Raw genomic sequence first — 19,566 nt, forward strand, 5'->3', positions numbered from 1 at the left:
CTATCGTATATGGCGAATTGGCACCGGGCTCTCATCCCCCACCCCCAGCCCTCCCCGCAAAGGGGGAGGGAGTTCGGGCGGCGCTTTTGGCAACATCTCACCCAGAACTCGATGCGGCTCCTCCCCCTTGACGGGGGAGGTTGGGAGGGGGTGTGCAACACCCTCAAACCCATATGCGATAGCCCTGCCCTTGAGACGAAAGCGCGACTTGGCGCTTGGTATTGGCATGACGCATCCCATCCACCGTTCCGCCCTCGGCCTCGACCCGAGGGCGGCGTGGTGTGCTTTGCATCTGTCGCGCCAGAACCCCGCCACCGCATTCTAGAGGCGTGATGGCTATATGCGATAGCCCTCCACCCAAGGACTGATGCGACAGCGCTCAGAGTCCAACTCAGTTTGACGTGATTTAATGGCTTTGCAAAAGGCTGACGATTTCGGCCCGGAAAGCCGGGAGCAGCACCTGGTTGCCATGCCCGCTGATATGGTCGCCGTCCATGAAGAGCGGTCCTGTCGCATCATAGACACCGCACGGGTCCTCGGGACAGAGCAGCGGGAACGGGTCCCACAGATGCAGCGCCGGGACGCGCTGCGCGACCATATCGAGCGCTGCGATCATGGGCTGGCGCAGCTCCAGCATGAGACTGCGTGGCACCGTGTCGCCAGCCGCGCAGATCGGATTGGACCTATTGAACCAATCGGCGCAGCGATAGGGCACGGTCATCATGGTGGGTTTGGGCAGGTCCAGGAGGATAATCAGGCCCTTGGACGCCAGCCGCTCGAAATAGGGCAGATTCTGGTCCACCGCGAAACGCAGGCTTTCGGCAAAGCCCTCGCTGGCATTGTAGCCGCGAACGTCTTCAAGGTCGAAATGGAACCATTGATCGACCAGACGGTGCCCCCGAAGTGTCGGGAAAAACACGATATCGCCGGGCTTTGCCTTGGCCTCGATCCCACTCAGGATGTTCTCGACCAGGGCCTGGCAATGGTCGGAGCCGTTGATCGGATAGTAGAGCCGCGCCAGCTGGCAATCATCGATGCCACGGGCCCAAAGCTCCATTTTGAGGTCCTTTGTGGTCCAATGGAGCATGGCCTCATAGGCGCCGAGATGACTGTCGCCCACCGCGAACAAGGTCCGGCCGGCAAAGGTTGGTCCCGTATACTCGCTCGGGCGATCATAGGCATAGGGATACCAGGCCTGCTGGTCTTTGGTGACGCTGAGGGTCAGCGCATCGCGATGCGCGAAAAGCGCTGAATAGGTGAAGAGGGCCAGGGCAATGGAGGCCAGACCGGCGCCGACCACAGCGATATTGAAGAAGCGGAATTGTCTGTGCCCGAGCCGACGGATCGGGGTCTCTAAAAAATGATAGGAGGCAGAGGCCGCCGCAAAACTGAGCGCTATAGCGGCGGCAATCTCCAGCGGCCCATCGATCCCGACCGTCCAGCGGAACAGCACGATCATTGGCCAGTGCCAGAGGTAGAGTGAATAAGAGATACGGCCGATGTAAAGGGCGACAGGCTGGCTCAGCAACGCACCGATCTTGTCCCCCACCGGCCTGTCGCCCGCCACGCCATGCAGGAACAATACCGCCCCGGTCACGGGCACCAATGCCCAAGGGTAGGGAAAGTGTGCGGGATCGGCGTAAAGCGTGGCAAACCCGATCAGGACCAGGCCCGCAATCGCAAGGGCTCCACGCCACCGGCCGGCCATGCGCCAATTGGGGTAGCTGGCATGCAACACCGCCAGCATGACGCCTGAAGCTAGCTCCCACCAGCGGGACGCCAGCAGGTAGTAAGCGGCGCGCGCATCGGCATTGCCCAGATGCCAAGCGTAAACCAGTGACGCTACCGAGGCGATGGCGAGCACTGCGAGGCCCGGCAGAGCCTTCCGGCCCCGCAACACCCAGGGCGCGATGAGGGCAAGGAACATCAAGGGGAAGATCAGGTAAAACTGCTCTTCCACCCCCAATGACCACGTGTGGGTAAATGGGTTGAAATCGCTGCGTGGCGAGAAGTAGCCGTCATCGAACCAGATGAGGGCGAGGTTGCTGAAGCCGAACAGCGCATAGCGGCCTGTGGCATAGACAGCCTGGCTCAGCCAGGATTGCGGCACGAACAGCACGGTCAGCAGGGCCGTGACCGACACGCACAGGATCAATGCCGGGAAAATGCGGAGAAACCGCCGCGCATAAAAGCCGAAAATGAAATCGGCGATGCCCTTGAAGCTGCGATGTAGCAGGGACAACGCCACCACATAGCCGGATATGACGAAAAACACGTCTACGCCGACGAAACCGCCGGGCAGGATGTTGATCTGCAAATGGCAGATCAACACTACCAGCACCGAAACGGCGCGCAAAAAATCTATTTCCGCGACATAGGACCGGGCAGTTTTGAAGGCGGGGGTCGAAATTTCCGGCGCCTCGCGCTTACGCTGCCACGGCCTGTTTCAATCGGCCGACCAGCGAATTGGTGCTGGTGCCGATGATTTCGACCTGGTGGATGGCGCCGATCAGGCTGGTTGGGCCGTCGAGATGCACGGCCTGCAGATAGGGGGAGCGGCCGCCGACCTGGCCTTGCATGCGGCCGACGCGTTCGATCAAGACCGGCATGGTCTTGCCGACACAGGAGGCGTGGAAGGCGGTGGTCTGGGCATTGACCAGTTCCTGCAGCCGATAGAGCCGCTCGGTCTTGACCTCTTCGGCCACCTGGTCGCCGAGGCTGGCGCCGGGCGTGCCGGGGCGGGTCGAATATTTGAACGAATAGGCCGAGGCATAGCCGGTCTCGCGGATGATGCTCAGCGTATCCTCGAAGTCCTGGTCGTTTTCACCGGGAAAGCCGACAATGAAATCGCCTGATAGCGCCATGTCGGGCCGCGCTGCCTTGATCTTGTCGATCAGCGCCAGATATTCGGCTGATGTGTGCTTGCGGTTCATGGCCTTGAGGATGCGATCCGAACCGGACTGCACCGGCAGGTGCAGATAGGGCATGAGCAGCGGCAGGTCGCGATGCGCCGCAATCAATGCGTCGTCCATGTCGCGCGGATGGCTGGTGGTATAGCGCAGCCGCTCGAGCCCGGAAATTTCGGCCAGGAGATAGGCCAGTTCACCCAGGCCCACGGGGCGCCCCGTGGCATCGAGACCATGATAGGCGTTGACGTTCTGGCCGAGCAGGGTGATTTCCTTGACCCCGGCATCGACCAGCCGGCGCGCTTCCTCAAGCACCTGATGCACCGGACGGCTGACCTCGGCGCCGCGCGTATAGGGCACGACGCAGAACGAACAGAATTTGTCGCAGCCTTCCTGCACGGTCAGGAAGGCGGTGAGGCCGCGGGTCAGCGTCACTTCCTTCTTGGCCGCCGGCAGGTGGGCGAACTTGTCTTCCTCGGGGAAATCAGTGTCGATCACAGGCTTTTTAAGACTGGGATGCATGTGGCGCTGGCTTTCGGCGCGCGCCAGCATGTCGGGCAGGCGGTGGTAGGCCTGCGGTCCGAACACCATGTCGACCACCGGGGCGCGGCGGGCGATTTCCTCACCCTCGGCTTGAGCCACGCAGCCGGCCACCCCGATCATCAGATCGCCGCCACTGGCGCGCTTTTCGCTCTGCAATTCCTTGAGCCGCCCAAGCTCGGAAAACACCTTCTCGGAGGCCTTTTCGCGGATATGGCAGGTGTTGAGCAACACGAGATCGGCGTCTTCGATCTCCGTGGTCGGCTCATAGCCTTGCGGCGCCAGCGCATCGGCCATGCGGTCGCTGTCATAGACGTTCATCTGGCACCCATAGGTGCGGATAAACAGCTTCTTGGGGCGGGTCTGGGAGGCGGTTTCTGCGGTGCTCATGGGCGCTCTTTACCAGAGGCGGAAAGCTGTTTCCATGCCTTGCAACTTCATGGGCCGTCGCGTGTTACCCCTCAACGATTGAGTTCACGCCCGATTGCACTGGAGGTTGCGAATGGCGGACAACGCCGCCCCTGAGCGACCTGCCGAGCCGGCGTCCGGCCAGTCCGCCCCTCCAAGGCGCGCCCGGCCCGTTGCCCACTACCTGTTTGCGCTTATCCTCGTCATCCTCCTGCCCGCCTTTGCGGTGGCGCTGATCCTGCTCATGCGCACCAATGACGCGCAGGACCAGGTGGTGCGCGCCCTCACCAATGCCACCGTGCAGGCCATGGGCCATTCGGTCGATCGCGAAATCGCCGGCATGGGCACGACACTGCGCGTGCTCTCCAGCGATTCCGCGCTTTACGAGGGTGATCTAGCCCAGTTTCACGATCGCGGCGTCGAGGCGCTGGCCGGCACCGGCACCTATCTGCTCGCCGTCGATGCCGACATGAACCAGCTGCTCAATACCCGCGTCAGCTATGGCGAGCCGCTGGGCAAAACTTCCGACGACGAAACCGCCACTCTGGCGCGCGAGCGCGGCGTGGCCACGGTATCGAGCCTGTTCTTCGGACAGACGGCGCAATCCTATGTGTTTAATGTCTGGCTGCCGGTGTCCAATGCCGGCTCCACCGTGCTTCTCGCCCTGACGCAGAATGCCGCCAATCTGGTGCCGGCGCTGCAATCGCGGCAAATGCCGGCGGGCTGGCATGCAGCCTTGGTGGATCGCGGCAATACCATCATTGCCGCCACCTCCGAGGCCGGCCTGCGCATCGGAGACATCCTGCCGCTGCGCCGCGAGACCACCACTAATGCCAGCGACTGGACCGAGGAAGTGGTCAACGACCAGCGCGTGGTGACGGCGGAATGGCGCTCCGGCCTCAGCGGCTGGCGCATCGTCGCCTGGGCCTCGGCGGCTCAGGTCAGCCGGCCGCTGGGAGAATCGGTCTTGCAGCTGACGGCCTGGGGCATCGCCATCGCGCTCGTCGCCTCGCTCATCGCTTTCCTCCTCGCCCAGCGCATTCGTCGTTCCGTGCAGGGCCTGCAAAGCGATGCACGACGCCTGGGGCGCGGGGAAATCGTCACCGCCGGGCAATATCCGGTGGCTGAGATTACCGAGATATCAACCACCCTGGCCGAATCCTCGGCGCAATTGCAGGCTGCCGAGCGTGACGTGCGGTTTCTCATGCGCGAGCTTGCGCATCGCTCCAAGAACCAGATGGCCGTCATTGCCGCCATGGCCAAGCAGACCGCCCGCGGCACCACCGATGTACCCACCTATGTGCAGGCGCTGGAGCGCCGCATCATGGGCCTGGCGCGCTCCACCGATCTGTTGTTGGCCCATGGCCGCGCCGGGGTGGAGCTGTCCGATCTGGTCGATCAGCAGCTGGCCCCGTTCCGTCCCGCCGATGGGCGCATCCTCGTAAGCGGACCCACCATCCGCATCAATCCGCAGGGCGCCCAGATCCTAGGCATGGCGCTGCACGAGCTCGCCACCAATGCCACCCGCTACGGCGCAATTGCCGATCCGGGCGGCCAGATCAGGCTGGACTGGCGCATCGCCGACGAGCGGCTGGTGCTGGACTGGCGCGAAACCTTGTCCCAGCCCCTGCCCCCGCCGGGGCGCGCGGGCTTCGGCACCACGGTGCTGCTCTCCATGGTCGGGGGCGCGCTGGGCGCCACGGTGATCCACCACGATCATGCCGACGGGGTGGAATGGACGCTCAGCATTCCCCTCAGCGCGCTCGACCCCGGCTTCGCCGCTGTGCGGCCCGACGAGGACATGGACCAATAATATCTGGCTTTGCGGGGCTTTTTGCCCTATAGAGCCCGCAACCGGCGCCCGGCTTGTCCGATACAGTGCCCGGTTTTCTCGGCCCCACCTGGACGACATCCCGGCTGGGGCGGCCACAATCCTCTTTTGTGAAAGGATCAACCGATGTCGATTACTGCAGAGCGCAAGAGCGAACTGATCAAGGAATACGCAACCAAGGCCAACGACACCGGCTCGCCGGAAGTGCAGGTTGCCATCCTCTCCGAGCGCATTGCCAATCTCACCGAGCACTTCAAGGGCCACAACAAGGATAACCATTCCCGTCGTGGTCTGCTGAAGCTGGTGTCGACGCGTCGTAGCCTCCTCGACTACCTCAAGAAGGTGGACGAAGCCCGCTACAAGACGCTGATCGAAAAGCTCGGCCTGCGCCGCTAAGCGCAAGAAGTTTCCGGCGCGGGAGCATGCCTTCCGCGCCGAACGCCCTTTTGGGGCACGTGTCGGCGCCGGTTTGCGGCGCCCCGCATGAGGCCGGCGGTGCCGGAGCATGGCAGGATTATTGGCGCCTTCCGCCGCGGAGCCGCTTGTTGTCTTGTCCATGTTCTGTCTCGCCAGACAGCAACAGTGCCTGATTTTGAGCCGGTTACGTACATAGGGTGCGGGTCCGGTGCGGGCACACCGGTCGCGTTCGTGGGCCCTTGGCCTCTCCCCGCGTTCCCGCTCGACCGGCAGAATGGAAAGACGAAATCATGTCGATCAAGTTTGATCACCATAAGGTCGAGCTCAACTGGGGCGGCCAGCCCCTGACGCTCGAAACCGGCAAGATCGCCCGCCAGGCCGATGGCGCCGTGCTCGCCACCCTGGGCGAAACCGTCCTGCTCGCCACCGTCGTCAGCGCCAAGTCCGCCAAGCCGGGCCAGGACTTCTTCCCGCTGACCGTGAACTACCAGGAAAAATACTTCGCCGCCGGCAAGATTCCTGGCGGCTATTTCAAGCGCGAAGGCCGTCCGACCGAGAACGAAACCCTGGTTTCGCGCCTCATCGACCGTCCGATCCGCCCGCTCTTCCCCGATGGCTACAAGAACGAGACCCAGGTGGTCGTCACCGTTCTCCAGCATGACATGGAGAACAATCCCGACGTGCTGGCCATGGTCGCCGCCTCTGCCGCGCTGACCATTTCGGGCATTCCCTTCATGGGCCCGATCGGCGCTGCCCGCGTCGGCTATGTCAATGGTGAATATGTGCTGAACCTGCCGGTCGATCGCCGCGCCGACAGCAAGCTCGACCTGGTCATGGCCGGCACGCAGGACGCCGTGCTGATGGTGGAATCGGAAGCCCAGGAGCTCTCCGAAGAGGTGATGCTGGGCGCCGTGATGTTCGGTCACAAGGCCTCGGCCCAGGTGATCGAAGCCATCATCAAGCTGGCAGAACTGGCCGCCAAGGAGCCGCGCGACTTCCAGGCTCCGGACTTCTCGGCTCTCGAGGCCGAAGTGCTGGCCATTGCCGAAGCCGATCTGCGCGCTGCCTACCAGATCACCGAAAAGGCCCAGCGCTATGCTGCGGTCGACGCCGCCAATGCCAAGGTCAAGGAGGCTTTCGCCGCCAAGATCGAAGCCGGAGAGATCTCCAAGGAAGCCCTGGGCGAAGTAGTCCACAATCTCCAGGCCAAGATCGTGCGCTGGAACATCCTGGACACCGGCAGCCGCATCGACGGCCGCGATCTAAAGACCGTGCGTCCGATCCTGGCCGAAGTGGGCGTGCTGCCGCGCACCCATGGTTCTGCCATCTTCACGCGTGGCGAAACCCAGGCGCTCGTGGTTGCCACGCTCGGTACCGGCGAAGACGAGCAGTTCATCGACTCGCTCGAGGGCACCAAGAAGGAAAACTTCCTGCTGCACTACAACTTCCCGCCATATTCCGTCGGTGAAGCCGGCCGCATGGGTTCGCCCGGCCGTCGCGAAATCGGTCACGGCAAGCTCGCCTGGCGCGCCATCAACCCGATCCGCCCGTCGGTCGAAGAGTTCCCCTACACCATCCGCGTGGTCTCCGAGATCACCGAGTCCAACGGCTCCTCCTCGATGGCAACCGTGTGCGGCACCTCGCTGGCGCTGATGGATGCCGGCGTGCCGATGAAGCGTCCGGTGGCCGGTATTGCCATGGGCCTGATCCTGGAAGGCGAAAAGTTCGCCGTTCTCTCCGACATTCTCGGCGACGAAGATCACCTGGGCGACATGGACTTCAAGGTGGCTGGCACCGAAGAAGGCGTCACCAGCCTGCAGATGGATATCAAGATCGCCGGTATCACCGAAGAGATCATGAAGATCGCCCTGGCTCAGGCCAAGGACGGCCGCATCCATATCCTGGGTGAAATGAGCAAGGCTCTGTCGGCCTCGCGTGGCGAAGTGGGCGAGTTCGCGCCCCGCATCGAGACCCTCAAGATCCCCACCGACAAGATCCGTGAAGTGATCGGCACCGGCGGCAAGGTCATCCGTGAGATCGTCGAAAAGACCGGCGCCAAGATCAATATCGAAGATGACGGCACGGTGAAGGTTTCGTCCTCCGACGGTAGCCAGATCGAAGCCGCCATCAAGTGGATCCGCTCGATCACCGACGAGCCCGAGATCGGCGCCATCTATCAGGGCACCGTGGTCAAGACCGCCGATTTCGGCGCCTTCGTCAACTTCTTCGGCGCCAAGGATGGTCTGGTCCACATTTCCCAGCTGGCCGAAGCCCGCGTTGCCAAGACCACCGATGTGGTCAAGGAAGGCGACAAGGTCTGGGTCAAGCTGCTGGGCTTTGACGAGCGCGGCAAGGTTCGCCTCTCCATGAAGGTGCTCGATCAGGCCACCGGCAAGGAAATCGCCAAGGAAGCCAAGGAAGACGCCGCCGAATAAGGCGAGCGCTTCGGCTCACGCGCCAGAGCGTTCGCGTTCTGGTCGATACTGCTCAATCGCCTCCCTTCCCCCTGTGGGGAGGGAGGCGAAAGCATTTAGAGCGGCGTGCACTTTGAAATGTACTCAGGCTCGCCTTGTCGCGCGTGAAAAGCGTATGCCGTGGTCATTTTGTTGGCGGTGCGGCAGCGAGCAGGTAGCGCCTATTCATGCGTCCAGCTGGCGCGCCATTCGCGTTCGAGGACGGCGCGGCGTTTGCCGTAGCGCTCTTCGGTGATGGTGAGGCTGGCGATGCGATCGGTGCGGAAGCTGCGGAAGTCCTGGCGCAACAGGCACCAGGCGGCAATGGTCTGCTTGCCCTCGTAAAAGGCCAGGCCCACCGGCCAGATGGTGCGGCTGGTGGCGCGGCCTTCGACGTCCTCATATTCGATCTGCACCGCCTTTTCCTGCCGCATGGCAAGACGGATATCGCCCAGCACCGCAATGGGGCGGCGCTCGCCCCAGATGGCCACCGGCCAGAGCGCGGTATCGTTGATGCGGTCGCGCAGATCTTCGGGTGAGGCGGTGGCGATCTTGGCCAGCGCATTGCGCGCCGCCACGCTCAGCCCATCATCGGGCTGGGTTTCCACCCAGCGCGCGCCCAGCACCAGGGCCTCGAGCTCTTCAGGCGAGAACATCAGGGGTGGCAGGAAGAAGCCGGGCTTCAGCATATAGCCAACGCCGGCTTCGCCATCGATCGGCGCACCCAGCCCGATAAGGGTCTGGATGTCGCGATAGAGGGTGCGCACCGATACGCCCTGTTCCTCGGCAAGCGCCGCCGCGGTAACCGGGCGGCGATGTCGGCGCAGGGCGTCCATGATCGAAAACAGGCGTTCTGTCTTGTCCAAGCGAACCCATCCATTGCTGTCTCCTGCCATTGGCATGACAGGAGCATTGGCTCTTGGCCTGACAGGCCGCGTCAGCAGCGTGACCCGGCATCCAGCCGGGCTGACGCGTCAGGCGATCTCGATTTCGCACCAATGCCCATAGGGGCGCTCGGGCGAATAGATGACATTGGGGAAATGCGGGTTGTGCACCGCATCGGCCAGCGCCTGATCCTCAAGGCAGAAGCCGGAATGCTTCTTGTAGCTCTTGCCACCGAGCCCGGGCACCGGAATGTCGGTCCAGACGCTGTTATAGACCTGCACGCCCGGGCGATCGCTCCACAGCTTGAGCGTCAGATCCTTGTCCGGCGACACCACCGTGGCGATCGGGTCGGCAGTCCTGCGACCGGTATCGAGCACAAGGCCCATATCGTAATCGACGGGCGCGCCATTGGCGTCACGCATGGTGCGCGGATTGCGCAGATCGTAAATGGTGCCGCGCGAGGGCAGGATGGCGCCGGTGGGGGCGAGATCGTCCCCCAGTTCGGTATAGGCGCTGGAATTGACCTGGATGGTGTGGTCCAGCACCGTGTCGGTGGTGCCGAGATTGAAATATTGGTGCTGCACCAGGCTGATCGGGGTGGCCCGGTCGGTGGTGGCGGTCAATTCGAGCCGCAGGCGATTGCCAAGCAGGCTATAGGTGGCAGCGAAATTGACATTGCCGGGATAGCCCATGGCGCCATCGGGCGAGAAATGGGTAAAGCGCACGGCATTATTGGCATTGTCCACCTGGGCCGACCAGACCTGGCGGCCCAGCCCGTCCTCGCCGCCATGCAGCTGCAGATTGCCGGCATTGGGCGGCAGCTTGTAGGTGGTGCCATCGAGGGTGAAGGACGCGTCCTTGACGCGGTTGGCAACGCGCCCGGCCAGCGAACCGAAATGCGGGCTATGGGCGGGATAGGCGTCAAAGCTGTCAAAGCCGAGCACCACCGAGCGCTCGCCGCCGGCCACTGGGACGCGCCAGTCCCGCACGACCACGCCATAGCCGATGATATCGACGGTGACGCCGCTATCGCTTACCAGCCGGAACTGATCGACCCGCTGTCCGCGAAAGTCGCCGAAGGTTGAAACCGTGATTGCCATTGTCGAGTCCCCTTTTCCCGCTCTGGGGGTGGAGCTCTAGCCTTATTGCCCCCGGCCTGCAACGCTGCACTTGACGTTTGCGCCTTTGGAAACAAGTGTGTCGCCAAACTTGTGCGGTCCGGCAGGGGAAACGGTTTGACCGAAGAGACGATGAAGCGGCGGGCCACGGTTCACGATGTGGCGCGGGCGGCAGGTGTGTCCCTGGCCACGGTCGACCGCGTGCTCAATGCCCGCCCCGGCGTGCGCGCGGCCACGGCCGAAAAGGTTGAGGAGGCCATTGCGCGCATCGGCTTTTCGCGCGACCTCAATGCGTCGCTGATGGCGCGAGCCCGCGATCTCAGCGTCGTGTTCTTCATTCCCGACGGGTCCAACGAGTTCATGGACAGTCTTGCCGAGGCGGTTACCCGCCGATTCGGCCAGGCGCTGGGCGATCGCATTCACCTCGACACCCGCCGCATCAAGCCGCTGGATGGCGCCGGGCTGGCCGAGGGGCTGGACGGACTGGAGGCGCGCCATTGCGACTGCGCCGTTATCGTCGCCAGCGAGGAGCCCGAGGTGATTGCCGCCGTCGACGCTGCCCATCGCCGCGGGATTGCGGTGATGACGCTGGTTTCGGACCTGCCGGGTTCGGCGCGGCGCAATTTCATCGGCATCGACAATGTCGCTGCCGGGCGCACCGCTGCCTCGCTGATGGGGCGGTTTCTCTCCGGCAAGGGCAAGGTGGCGCTGATCGCCGGCTCTTTGCACCTGCGCGACCATGCCGAGCGGCTGGAAGGGTTCCGGGCCGCACTGGGCGCCGAATTCCCCGAGGTCACCATGCTTGGCCCCTTCGAGGGGCATGACGAACGCGACCAGACCGCCGGGATCGTCGGCGCCATTCTCAAGGATAATCCCGACCTTGCCGGGCTCTATAATTTCGGCGCCGGCAATGCCGGGCTGGTGGCGGCGCTGGAACAGTCCGGCCGGGCCCGCAGCCTGCGCGTCATCGCCCACGAATTGACCGAGCCCACCCGCGCCGGCCTGCGCAGCGGCGCCATCGACGTGGTGCTCGATCAGAACCCAGATGGCGAAATCCGTGAAGCCATCGCGGCAGCACGGGCATTGGCGCTGGGCACGGCCCGCAGCGCCGTGACCGATCCGATCGAGATCGGGATTTTCTTGAAGGATAATCTGCGGTGAGCTGCGTCTTCCCTTCTCCCCTTGCGGGAGAGTGGGTGTTCACTTTGAGCGCGTCAGGAGGCGTTGGCGCTTCGGCTCCTGCTGTCCCTCCCCCTTCTACAGGGGGAGGTTAGGTGGGGGTGCTGCAGCTTCAGCAAACTCCCATGAAACCAACGGATTTTCTGATGGTTCAGCACCCCCACCCTCATTCCCTCCCCTCAAGTGGGAGGGAGGCGAAAGAGCCCTGACACTGGTTATCAATGCGCCCAAACTAAACACTTCCCTTAACAGGGGAGGTTGGGTGGGGGTGTGCAACAGGCTCAAACTCTTGTGAGATCGAATTGCCGCGCGAGGGTTGAGGGCGATGATGCCTCGTTCCTTTGTGCCACTCGAGCATAGCTCTCGCGACCTTCTCGCTTAAAATGCCCCGACAGGGGAGATTTTGCGCTTTGGGCGCAGCTCCAAGTTGAAATTCCCGTTTTCCTCGGTCACAATCTGCGCTAAGAAACGCGTCATTCAAAAATTCGGCGCTGCCCCGCAAACGGGGCGAGGGAGGAGTAAGAGATGTTTCTGCCGCAGCCAGATGAGGTACGTGCCTCATGACATTTCTGGGCATTGATATCGGCACTTCCGGCGTCAAGGCGCTGCTGATCGACGCGGCCGGCAAGGCGCTGGGCGAGGCCTCGGCCCCCGCCGTAGAGCCGGTTCGCCCACATCCCGGCTGGTCGGAGCAGAACCCGACCGATTGGTGGACGGCCACGCTCGGCGCCATCGACAAGCTCAAGGCCAGCCATCCCAAGGAATTGGCTGCGGTCAGGGGCATTGGCCTGTCCGGCCACATGCATGGCGCGACGCTGCTCGGCGAAAACGACGCCGTGTTGCGCCCCTGCATCCTCTGGAACGATGGCCGCTCTGCCGCTGAATGCGGCGAAATGGAAGCGGCGCTCCCCACTCTGCGGCAGCTAGCCGGCAATATCGCCATGCCGGGCTTTACCGCGCCGAAAATTGCCTGGGTCAGAAAACACGAGCCAGACATCTACCGCCAGATAAGAAAGGTGCTGCTGCCCAAGGCCTATGTGCGCCTGCTGTTGACCGGCGAGCATGTCGAGGACATGTCTGATGCCGCCGGGACGCTTTGGTTGGACGTGGCCAAGCGCGACTGGTCGGACGAATTGTTGGGCGTGACGGGTTTGACCCGTGACCACATGCCATCACTGGTCGAGGGCTCTGCCGTTTCGGCACAGCTCAAGGATGAATACGTTTCGCGTTGGGGCATGTCTGGCCCGGTCGTCGTGGCCGGTGGCGCCGGCGACAATGCCGCCGCCGCCTGCGGTATCGGCGCGATCCGGCCCGGCGAGGGTTTTGTGTCGCTCGGCACCTCGGGCGTTCTGTTCGTTTCCAACGAAAAATTCAGCCCCAATACCGAAGGCGCGGTGCATGCCTTCTGCCACGCCATTCCTGATACCTGGCACCAGATGGGCGTCATCCTCTCGGCCACGGATTCGCTCAACTGGCTGAGCCGCATCACCGGCAAGAAGCAGGCCGAGCTTTCGGGCGAAGCCGAAGCCCAGTTCAAGGGACCAGGCGAAGCGATCTTCCTGCCCTACCTCTCGGGCGAGCGCACCCCGCACAATAATGCCGGGGCCCGCGGCTCGTTTACTGGCCTCTCCCAGTCCACCGACACGGCGCAACTGGCCCAGGCCGTCATGGAAGGCGTGACCTTCGCCATGCGCGATTGCCAGCGCGTGCTGGCTGATGCCGGCACCTCGATCAATCGCCTGCTGGCGGTGGGCGGTGGTTCCAAGTCCGCACTCTGGCTCAAAATGCTGGCCACCAATCTCGACATGGAAATCGCCCTCCCCGAAGACGGCGATTTCGGCGGCGCGCTGGGCGCGGCTCGGCTCGGCCTCTGTGCCGCAACCGGCGCCAACCCGGCCGACGTCATGTCCATGCCGCCGATCAAGACCACAATCGCGCCCGACAAGACCCTGTCGGGTGCCTATTCCGACCAATATGCGCGCTATCGCGCTCTCTACCCCGCCATCGAGGAGGCACGTTCGTGAGTGATTTTTTTGAAGGTCTGAGCCAGGTCAAGTATGAAGGTCCGGAGAGCCGCAACGCGCTGGCCTATCGTCACTACAACAAGGACGAAGTGGTCGCAGGCAAGCGGATGGAAGACCATATCCGCCCGGCCATCGCCTATTGGCACACTTTTGCGCAGGAAGGCGGCGACCCGTTCGGCGGCCGCACTTTCGATCGTCCCTGGTTCGACAAGGGTCTTGAAGGCGCCAAGCTCAAGGCCGAGGTGGCCTTTGAATTCTTCAACCTGATCGACGTACCCTTCTTCGCCTTCCACGATGTGGACGTGGCCCCCGAAGGCGCAACGCTGGCTGAATCGAACAAGAACCTGCGCGTCATCGGCGATATCATCGCAAGCAAGATGCAGGAAAGCGGCAAGAAGCTGCTCTGGGGCACGGCGAACCTGTTCTCCAACCGCCGCTATATGGCGGGTGCCGCCACCAATCCCGATCCGGAAGTTTTCGCCTATGCCGCCGGCCAGGTGAAGACCGTGCTCGAGCTGACCCATGAACTGGGCGGCGAGAACTATGTGCTCTGGGGCGGCCGCGAGGGCTATGAAACGCTGCTCAACACCAAGATCGGCCAGGAACAGGACCAGATGGCCCGCTTCCTGACCCTGGTGATCGAGCACGCCGAAAAGATCGGCTTCAAGGGCCAGATCCTGATCGAACCCAAGCCGCAGGAACCAAGCAAGCACCAGTACGATTTCGACGTCGCCACTGTTTACGGGTTCCTGCAGAAATACGGTCTCGAAAAGAAGGTGAAGTGCAATATCGAGGTTGGTCACGCCTTCCTCGCTGGTCACTCTTTCGAGCATGAACTGGCTGTTGCCTCCTCGCTTGGCCAGCTTGGCTCAGTCGACGCCAATCGCAACGATCTGCAATCCGGCTGGGACACCGACCACTTCCCCAACAATGCCGGCGAAATGGCCTTGGCCTTCTATTACATCCTCAAGCAGGGTGGCCTCGGCAAGGGCGGCTTCAACTTCGACGCCAAGGTGCGCCGCCAGTCGCTCGACCCCGCCGACCTGCTGCATGGCCATATCCTCGGCCTCGACACGCTGGCGCGCGGCCTCAAGGGCGCCGTGGCTTTGATCGAAGACGGCGAGTTCGACAAGCTGCTCGATGACCGCTATGCCGGTTGGGACAATGGGCTTGGCAAGGACATTCTCGGCGGCAAGCTCAGCCTCGAGGATATCGCCGCCAAGGTTCATGCCGACGGCATCAACCCGCAGCCCAAGTCCGGCCGCCAGGAATATCTGGAAAACCTGGTCAACCGCTTCGTCTGACTTCGCGCCGTCCCGTAAGGGCAAATCGCGCCGGTGGCGCGATTTGAGGCGAGAAGGCCATGAGAGCTGGGCTCGAATGGCTCCAGATTTTCCACACGCAAATTGTCACCCCGGCAGAGGCCGGGGCCCATCCTGAGATCTGGAGATGGATCCCGGCCTTCGCCGGGATGACAGCCGGTGGATGGGGAGAAAGCCCTATTCCGCTACCCGCGCCGGAATGTCGACGACAAAAGCCGTGCCCTTGTCGAGCCGGTCAACCCGCAATGTTGCCCCGAGGTGGTCGATCTCGTGCATCAGCATCTTCATGCCGAAACCCTTGATGGCGCGCGGGTCGAAGTCTTCAGGCACGCCCCCGCCATCGTCGCGGATGGTGAGCTCGATGCCGCCATTCTTCTTGCGCGCGGTGACGGCGATGATGCCGCCCTGATCCGGCCCATAGGCATGCTTTTGCGCATTGGTGACCAGTTCGGAGACGATCAACGCGATCGGGGTGATCAAATCCTCGTCGATCTCGATGGGATCGGCGGATGCGGCGACATGGGCGCGGCTGATATGGTCGAGCTTTTCGCAGATCGAGCCGATGATCTCGCCAATCTCGATGCGCGTATCGATATCGCCATGCTCGATGATGCGCTGGATCTCGACAATGGCCTGGATGCGGCTGAGCGCGCCGATCAGGGCATTGCGGGCAGTTTCATCGGCGAGGCTCGAAAGCTGCATGCGCAGCATGGCCTGGATGAGCGCCAGCGAATTGCGCACCCGATGGGTCATTTCCCGGGCCATGTGATGGGTCCGCTCGGCCTGGTCGCGCAGCGCCTCGGTCTGGGCGTCAAGCTGGTGTTTGAGATCGTGCTGCCGCTCGATGCGGTGGGTCACGTCCACCTGGGTGGCGATGTAATAGAGCAGCTCTCCCCGGTCATCGAGCATGGGTGCCATGTGCAGCTCGTTCCAGAATTTGCTGCCGTCCCTGCGGTAATTGAGGATTTCCTGGCTGATCGTCTCTTGCTTCTTGATCGCCTGCCGCAGCGCCTCGCGGTCTTCGGCCCTTGTCTCGGGCCCCTGCAGGAACCGGCAATTGCGGCCCAACACCTCGTCCTCGCTATAGCCGGTGAGCTTGAGGAAGGCATTGTTGACAAAGACGAGCGGACAATCAGGCTCGAAGGGATCGGCAATGACGATAGGAACGGCGCTGGATTCGACTGCGTGCACGAAGGGCTGCAGACGCATCTTGGACCGGACATTCTTCCAGTAGCTGATTTCGCGGATTTGGTGGTCCAAAGGGGCACACTCTTTCTGGTCTGCGCAGCGTGCGCAGATCTTGCTTGCAGTTACTCGCTTGCAGATCAGGAACGATCTCTCAAGCCGTCACCGCATCACATTTCTCACAACAACGTTCGAAGCGGCGTTTTTGTCGCATAGGGAGGAGCCAGCATGCCCCAAATCACCAATCCGATTCTGCCCGGATTCAATCCGGACCCGTCCATTCTGCGCGTGGGTGACGATTATTACATCGCCACCTCAACCTTCGAATGGTTCCCGGGCGTGCAGATCCATCACTCACGGGACCTGGCCAATTGGGATCTGGTGACGCGCCCGCTCAACCGCGCCAGCCAGCTCGACATGCGCGGCGATCCCGATAGCTGCGGCGTCTGGGCCCCCTGCCTGACCCATGACGGCGAGCGTTTCTGGCTGGTCTATACCGATGTGAAGCGCAAGGATGGCTCGTTCAAGGACGCGCATAATTACATCGTCTGGGCCGACACGATCGAGGGGCCCTGGTCGGACCCGATCTATGCCAATTCCTCGGGTTTTGATCCCAGCCTGTTCCATGACGACGACGGCAGAAAGTGGTTCGTCAACATGGCCTGGGACCATCGCGTCAGGCCGCTGCTGTTCGCCGGCATCATGCTGCAGGAATTCGATCCCGTTGCGGGCAAGTTGGTCGGCCCGATTAACAATATCTATCAGGGCACCGATCTGAAACTGGTCGAAGGTCCCCATCTTTATAAGCGGAACGGCTGGTATTATCTGCTCACCGCCGAAGGCGGCACGGCCTATGACCATGCCTGCACCTTTGCCCGCTCGCGCACCATCGATGGGCAATATGAAACCCATCCCGACAAGCACATCCTGACCAGTAAGGACACCCCGCTCGCCGCCATCCAGCGCGCTGGCCATGGCGATATTGTCGAAACGCCCGAGGGCAAGACCTATCTGGTGCATCTCGGCGGTCGCCCAACCACGCAGGAACGGCGCTGCGTGCTGGGTCGCGAAACCTCGATTCAGGAGGCCTATTGGGGCGAGGATGACTGGCTTTATATCAAGAACGGCCCGGTGCCCTCGCTGCATGTCGAGGTGCCGGGCACGCGCGACGAGGAAAAATACTGGGCCGAGCAGCTTTATACGTTCGAAAACGGGCTACACAAGGATTTCCAGTGGCTGCGCACGCCCGAAACCGAGCGCATCTTCAAGACCGAAAACGGCAAGCTGACGCTGTTCGGCCGCGAATCCCCCGGCTCCTGGTTCGAGCAGGCGCTGGTGGCGCGCCGGCAGACCCATTTTTCCTATGACGCGGAAACCCTTGTCGATTTCAAGCCGACCGACGAGCGCACCTTTGCCGGCCTCACCGCCTATTACAGCCGCTACAACTTTTTCTATCTCACTGTCGGAGCGCATTCCGATGGGCAGCGCGAATTGCTGATCATGGCCTCGGAAATGAGCTGGCCCGATGGCAAGCTGCGCTTCCCGGCCGCCCCGGTGCAGATCCCGCCCGAAGGCAAGGTCAAGCTGGCGCTGACCATTCGCGGCCGGAAGCTGCAGTTCTTCTACGCCATGGAAGGCGAGGACCTGCAGCCCATCGGCCCGGTGCTCGATGCGAGCCTGCTCTCGGACGAATGCGGCGGCCACCAGGCCCATGGCAGCTTCACCGGCGCCTTTGTCGGCGTCGCGGCCAGTGACCTCAACGGTACGGCGAGCCCGGCGCATTTCGACTATTTCATCTATCGTCCGCAGCATGATGCTTCGGACCGATACGAGGTCTAGGAGCCTCAAAGGGCCTCACGCCAGGACATCGGGCGACCCCACAGAGTGCAACCCTCGGCGGCATGCCGAGGGGGTTTTCGTATGGAGCTCGAGGAAGCAGCGACTGGAGCCCCGCGGGGCTCGCAGGTCACAGCGCAAACTGGGGTGACGAAATCTGGCCGCCCTTCGAGCATTGCCCCCTCGTGTCGAGCAGAAAAACTGACCTCTGCGATCAATTTTGTCTGTCCGCACGGTTCAAGCTTGCATCGCGCGCTTAAAAGTCTATTTTAGAAGCGTTCTAATCGCAAACGACGCGGGATTTCCCATGTTCATCCAGACCGAAGCCACGCCCAATCCGGCGACCCTCAAGTTCCTGCCGGGACGCGATGTGCTCGAGGGTGAACCGCGCGATTTCCGCTCGCCCGAGGCGGCAGCCGCTTCGCCGCTGGCCACCGGCCTGTTCGGCATTTCCGGCGTCACCGGCGTCTTCCTGGGCTCCGATTTCATCTCGGTGACCAAGGACGACACCAATTGGGCCCATATCAAGCCGGCCATTTTGGGCGTGATCATGGATCATTTCCTTTCCGGCAAGCCGGTGATCGCCGACGCCGGCGCCTCGACCACCGTCTTTGACGAGGTTGAAGAATTCTTCGAGGCCGAAGACAAGGAAATGGTCGAGGTCATCAAGGAATTGCTCGCCACCCGCGTGCGACCGGCCGTCGCCATGGATGGCGGCGATATCATCTTCAAGGGTTTCAAGGAGGGCACCGTGTTCCTCCATATGCAGGGTGCCTGCTCGGGCTGCCCCTCCTCGACCGCCACGCTCAAGAACGGCATCGAGAACCTGCTCCGCCACTTCGTTCCGGGCGTCGAGGCCGTCCAGCAGGTCTAAGCGCCTTCTGCCCTTTTCAGTTCTGCAGCAAGCCAGGGCCCGATGAGCAATCATCGGGCTCTCGTTTATTGTGGGTCAGCCAAAAAAGAGATGGACGATCAGGAGGATGGCAAGGCCGGACAGCCCAATGACGAGCAGTCCCAGCGCTATCCGCGCATAAGGGCTGCGCCAGAGCGGCACCGCGCCGGCAGACCGGGTGGAAAGAGTCGGATCGGCGGCCCTTTGCATGTCGGCGGGGCTGAAGGGGTTGAGGCGATGGCGGGTCAAGAGGCGCAGATTGCGCAGCATCAGCGCGGCCACCAGCATCATGGCGCCGGCCACGGCCAAGACCAGGAACAGCACCATAAAGGGCGACACGACGGGCACGCTGCCGCCAACCGCCAGGGCCGGAGCCTCCATGCTCGCGCCTTTCGCAAATCAGGATGGGGAAGGCTAGGCCGCGCTCACGCCGATGTCACCCCCTGAATTGGCGGGTTGGGGACAGTTGCGCATTGCCGCACCGGTCGGGTGGGGCTAGCATCCTTTTTGCAGGCACCCCACATCAGGAGTGTCGGCAGACGTGATCCCGTCAAGCCGGGAGACGGCTTT

At 62.7% G+C, this 19,566-nt stretch carries 14 protein-coding genes; 8 read left to right on the forward strand and 6 right to left on the reverse strand.

All coding sequences use genetic code 11. From position 1 onward, the window contains the following. Window positions 1-406: 406 nt before the first annotated feature. Window positions 407-2,410, reverse strand: a complete 2,004-nt coding sequence (locus tag DEVEQU_RS03885; protein ID WP_126149263.1) for an acyltransferase family protein — start codon at window positions 2,408-2,410, stop codon at window positions 407-409. A 16-nt stretch (window positions 2,411-2,426) separates the two neighbouring features. Then, on the reverse strand, window positions 2,427-3,836 hold the full coding sequence (miaB, locus tag DEVEQU_RS03890; RefSeq protein WP_126149264.1) for a tRNA (N6-isopentenyl adenosine(37)-C2)-methylthiotransferase MiaB: 1,410 nt from the start codon (window positions 3,834-3,836) through the stop codon (window positions 2,427-2,429). A 112-nt stretch (window positions 3,837-3,948) separates the two neighbouring features. Here miaB and DEVEQU_RS03895 point away from each other — a divergent pair, with 112 nt between their 5' ends. The 3 genes from DEVEQU_RS03895 (at window position 3,949) to pnp (ending at window position 8,537) form a co-directional block, all read left to right on the forward strand. Continuing rightward, entirely contained in the window at window positions 3,949-5,667 is a 1,719-nt protein-coding gene (locus DEVEQU_RS03895; protein WP_126149265.1) for a sensor histidine kinase, read from the forward strand. A 144-nt stretch (window positions 5,668-5,811) separates the two neighbouring features. Next, a complete protein-coding gene (rpsO, locus tag DEVEQU_RS03900; RefSeq protein ID WP_126149266.1) occupies window positions 5,812-6,081 on the forward strand; it encodes a 30S ribosomal protein S15 in 270 nt (89 codons plus the stop codon). A gap of 311 nt (window positions 6,082-6,392) precedes the next feature. Next, window positions 6,393-8,537, forward strand: coding sequence for a polyribonucleotide nucleotidyltransferase (gene pnp, locus DEVEQU_RS03905; RefSeq protein WP_126149267.1), 2,145 nt, complete (start codon window positions 6,393-6,395; stop codon window positions 8,535-8,537). A 200-nt stretch (window positions 8,538-8,737) separates the two neighbouring features. Here the strand turns inward: pnp and DEVEQU_RS03910 are convergent, their stop codons facing one another. Together DEVEQU_RS03910 and DEVEQU_RS03915 are read right to left on the reverse strand one after the other, a co-directional pair. Then, a complete protein-coding gene (locus DEVEQU_RS03910) occupies window positions 8,738-9,421 on the reverse strand; it encodes a helix-turn-helix transcriptional regulator (RefSeq protein WP_126149268.1) in 684 nt (227 codons plus the stop codon). 108 nt (window positions 9,422-9,529) lie between these two features. Next, window positions 9,530-10,540 carry an aldose epimerase family protein gene (locus DEVEQU_RS03915; RefSeq protein WP_126149269.1) on the reverse strand — a complete coding sequence of 337 codons (1,011 nt, stop codon included), beginning with the start codon at window positions 10,538-10,540 and terminating at the stop codon, window positions 9,530-9,532. A gap of 135 nt (window positions 10,541-10,675) precedes the next feature. Here DEVEQU_RS03915 and DEVEQU_RS03920 point away from each other — a divergent pair, with 135 nt between their 5' ends. The 3 genes from DEVEQU_RS03920 (at window position 10,676) to xylA (ending at window position 15,065) form a co-directional block, all read left to right on the forward strand. Beyond that, complete coding sequence (locus DEVEQU_RS03920) at window positions 10,676-11,719, forward strand: LacI family DNA-binding transcriptional regulator (RefSeq protein ID WP_223214095.1); 1,044 nt, start codon at window positions 10,676-10,678, stop codon at window positions 11,717-11,719. A gap of 578 nt (window positions 11,720-12,297) precedes the next feature. Next, window positions 12,298-13,761 (forward strand): xylulokinase, encoded by a 1,464-nt coding sequence (xylB, locus tag DEVEQU_RS03925; RefSeq protein WP_126149270.1) that lies wholly within the window; start codon window positions 12,298-12,300, stop codon window positions 13,759-13,761. After that, window positions 13,758-15,065, forward strand: coding sequence for a xylose isomerase (gene xylA / locus DEVEQU_RS03930; RefSeq protein ID WP_126149271.1), 1,308 nt, complete (start codon window positions 13,758-13,760; stop codon window positions 15,063-15,065). The genes xylB and xylA overlap by 4 nt, the downstream gene beginning before the upstream one ends. 195 nt (window positions 15,066-15,260) lie before the next feature. On the opposite strand, the gene DEVEQU_RS03935 is transcribed toward xylA, so the two are convergent. Further along, window positions 15,261-16,343 carry a PAS domain-containing protein gene (locus tag DEVEQU_RS03935; protein WP_126149272.1) on the reverse strand — a complete coding sequence of 361 codons (1,083 nt, stop codon included), beginning with the start codon at window positions 16,341-16,343 and terminating at the stop codon, window positions 15,261-15,263. A 153-nt stretch (window positions 16,344-16,496) separates the two neighbouring features. Here DEVEQU_RS03935 and DEVEQU_RS03940 point away from each other — a divergent pair, with 153 nt between their 5' ends. Next, a complete protein-coding gene (locus DEVEQU_RS03940) occupies window positions 16,497-18,107 on the forward strand; it encodes a glycoside hydrolase family 43 protein (protein WP_126149273.1) in 1,611 nt (536 codons plus the stop codon). A gap of 304 nt (window positions 18,108-18,411) precedes the next feature. Then, on the forward strand, window positions 18,412-18,978 hold the full coding sequence (locus tag DEVEQU_RS03945; RefSeq protein WP_126149274.1) for a NifU family protein: 567 nt from the start codon (window positions 18,412-18,414) through the stop codon (window positions 18,976-18,978). 75 nt (window positions 18,979-19,053) lie between these two features. On the opposite strand, the gene DEVEQU_RS03950 is transcribed toward DEVEQU_RS03945, so the two are convergent. Then, window positions 19,054-19,377, reverse strand: coding sequence for a hypothetical protein (locus tag DEVEQU_RS03950; protein WP_126149275.1), 324 nt, complete (start codon window positions 19,375-19,377; stop codon window positions 19,054-19,056). Window positions 19,378-19,566 lie beyond the last annotated feature (189 nt).

Source organism: Devosia equisanguinis (assembly GCF_900631955.1).
In the GTDB taxonomy this organism is placed as follows: Bacteria; Pseudomonadota; Alphaproteobacteria; order Rhizobiales; family Devosiaceae; genus Devosia; species Devosia equisanguinis.

What these genes read in the sequence shown, in the direction of transcription:
- DEVEQU_RS03945 (WP_126149274.1), top strand. Translation starts at nt 18,412, where the DNA reads ATGTTCATCCAGACCGAAGCCACGCCCAATCCGGCGACCCTCAAGTTC.
- DEVEQU_RS03915 (WP_126149269.1), bottom strand. Translation starts at nt 10,540, where the DNA reads ATGGCAATCACGGTTTCAACCTTCGGCGACTTTCGCGGACAGCGGGTC.
- miaB (WP_126149264.1), bottom strand. Translation starts at nt 3,836, where the DNA reads ATGAGCACCGCAGAAACCGCCTCCCAGACCCGCCCCAAGAAGCTGTTT.
- DEVEQU_RS03940 (WP_126149273.1), top strand. Translation starts at nt 16,497, where the DNA reads ATGCCCCAAATCACCAATCCGATTCTGCCCGGATTCAATCCGGACCCG.
- DEVEQU_RS03895 (WP_126149265.1), top strand. Translation starts at nt 3,949, where the DNA reads ATGGCGGACAACGCCGCCCCTGAGCGACCTGCCGAGCCGGCGTCCGGC.
- rpsO (WP_126149266.1), top strand. Translation starts at nt 5,812, where the DNA reads ATGTCGATTACTGCAGAGCGCAAGAGCGAACTGATCAAGGAATACGCA.
- DEVEQU_RS03950 (WP_126149275.1), bottom strand. Translation starts at nt 19,377, where the DNA reads ATGGAGGCTCCGGCCCTGGCGGTTGGCGGCAGCGTGCCCGTCGTGTCG.
- pnp (WP_126149267.1), top strand. Translation starts at nt 6,393, where the DNA reads ATGTCGATCAAGTTTGATCACCATAAGGTCGAGCTCAACTGGGGCGGC.
- xylB (WP_126149270.1), top strand. Translation starts at nt 12,298, where the DNA reads ATGACATTTCTGGGCATTGATATCGGCACTTCCGGCGTCAAGGCGCTG.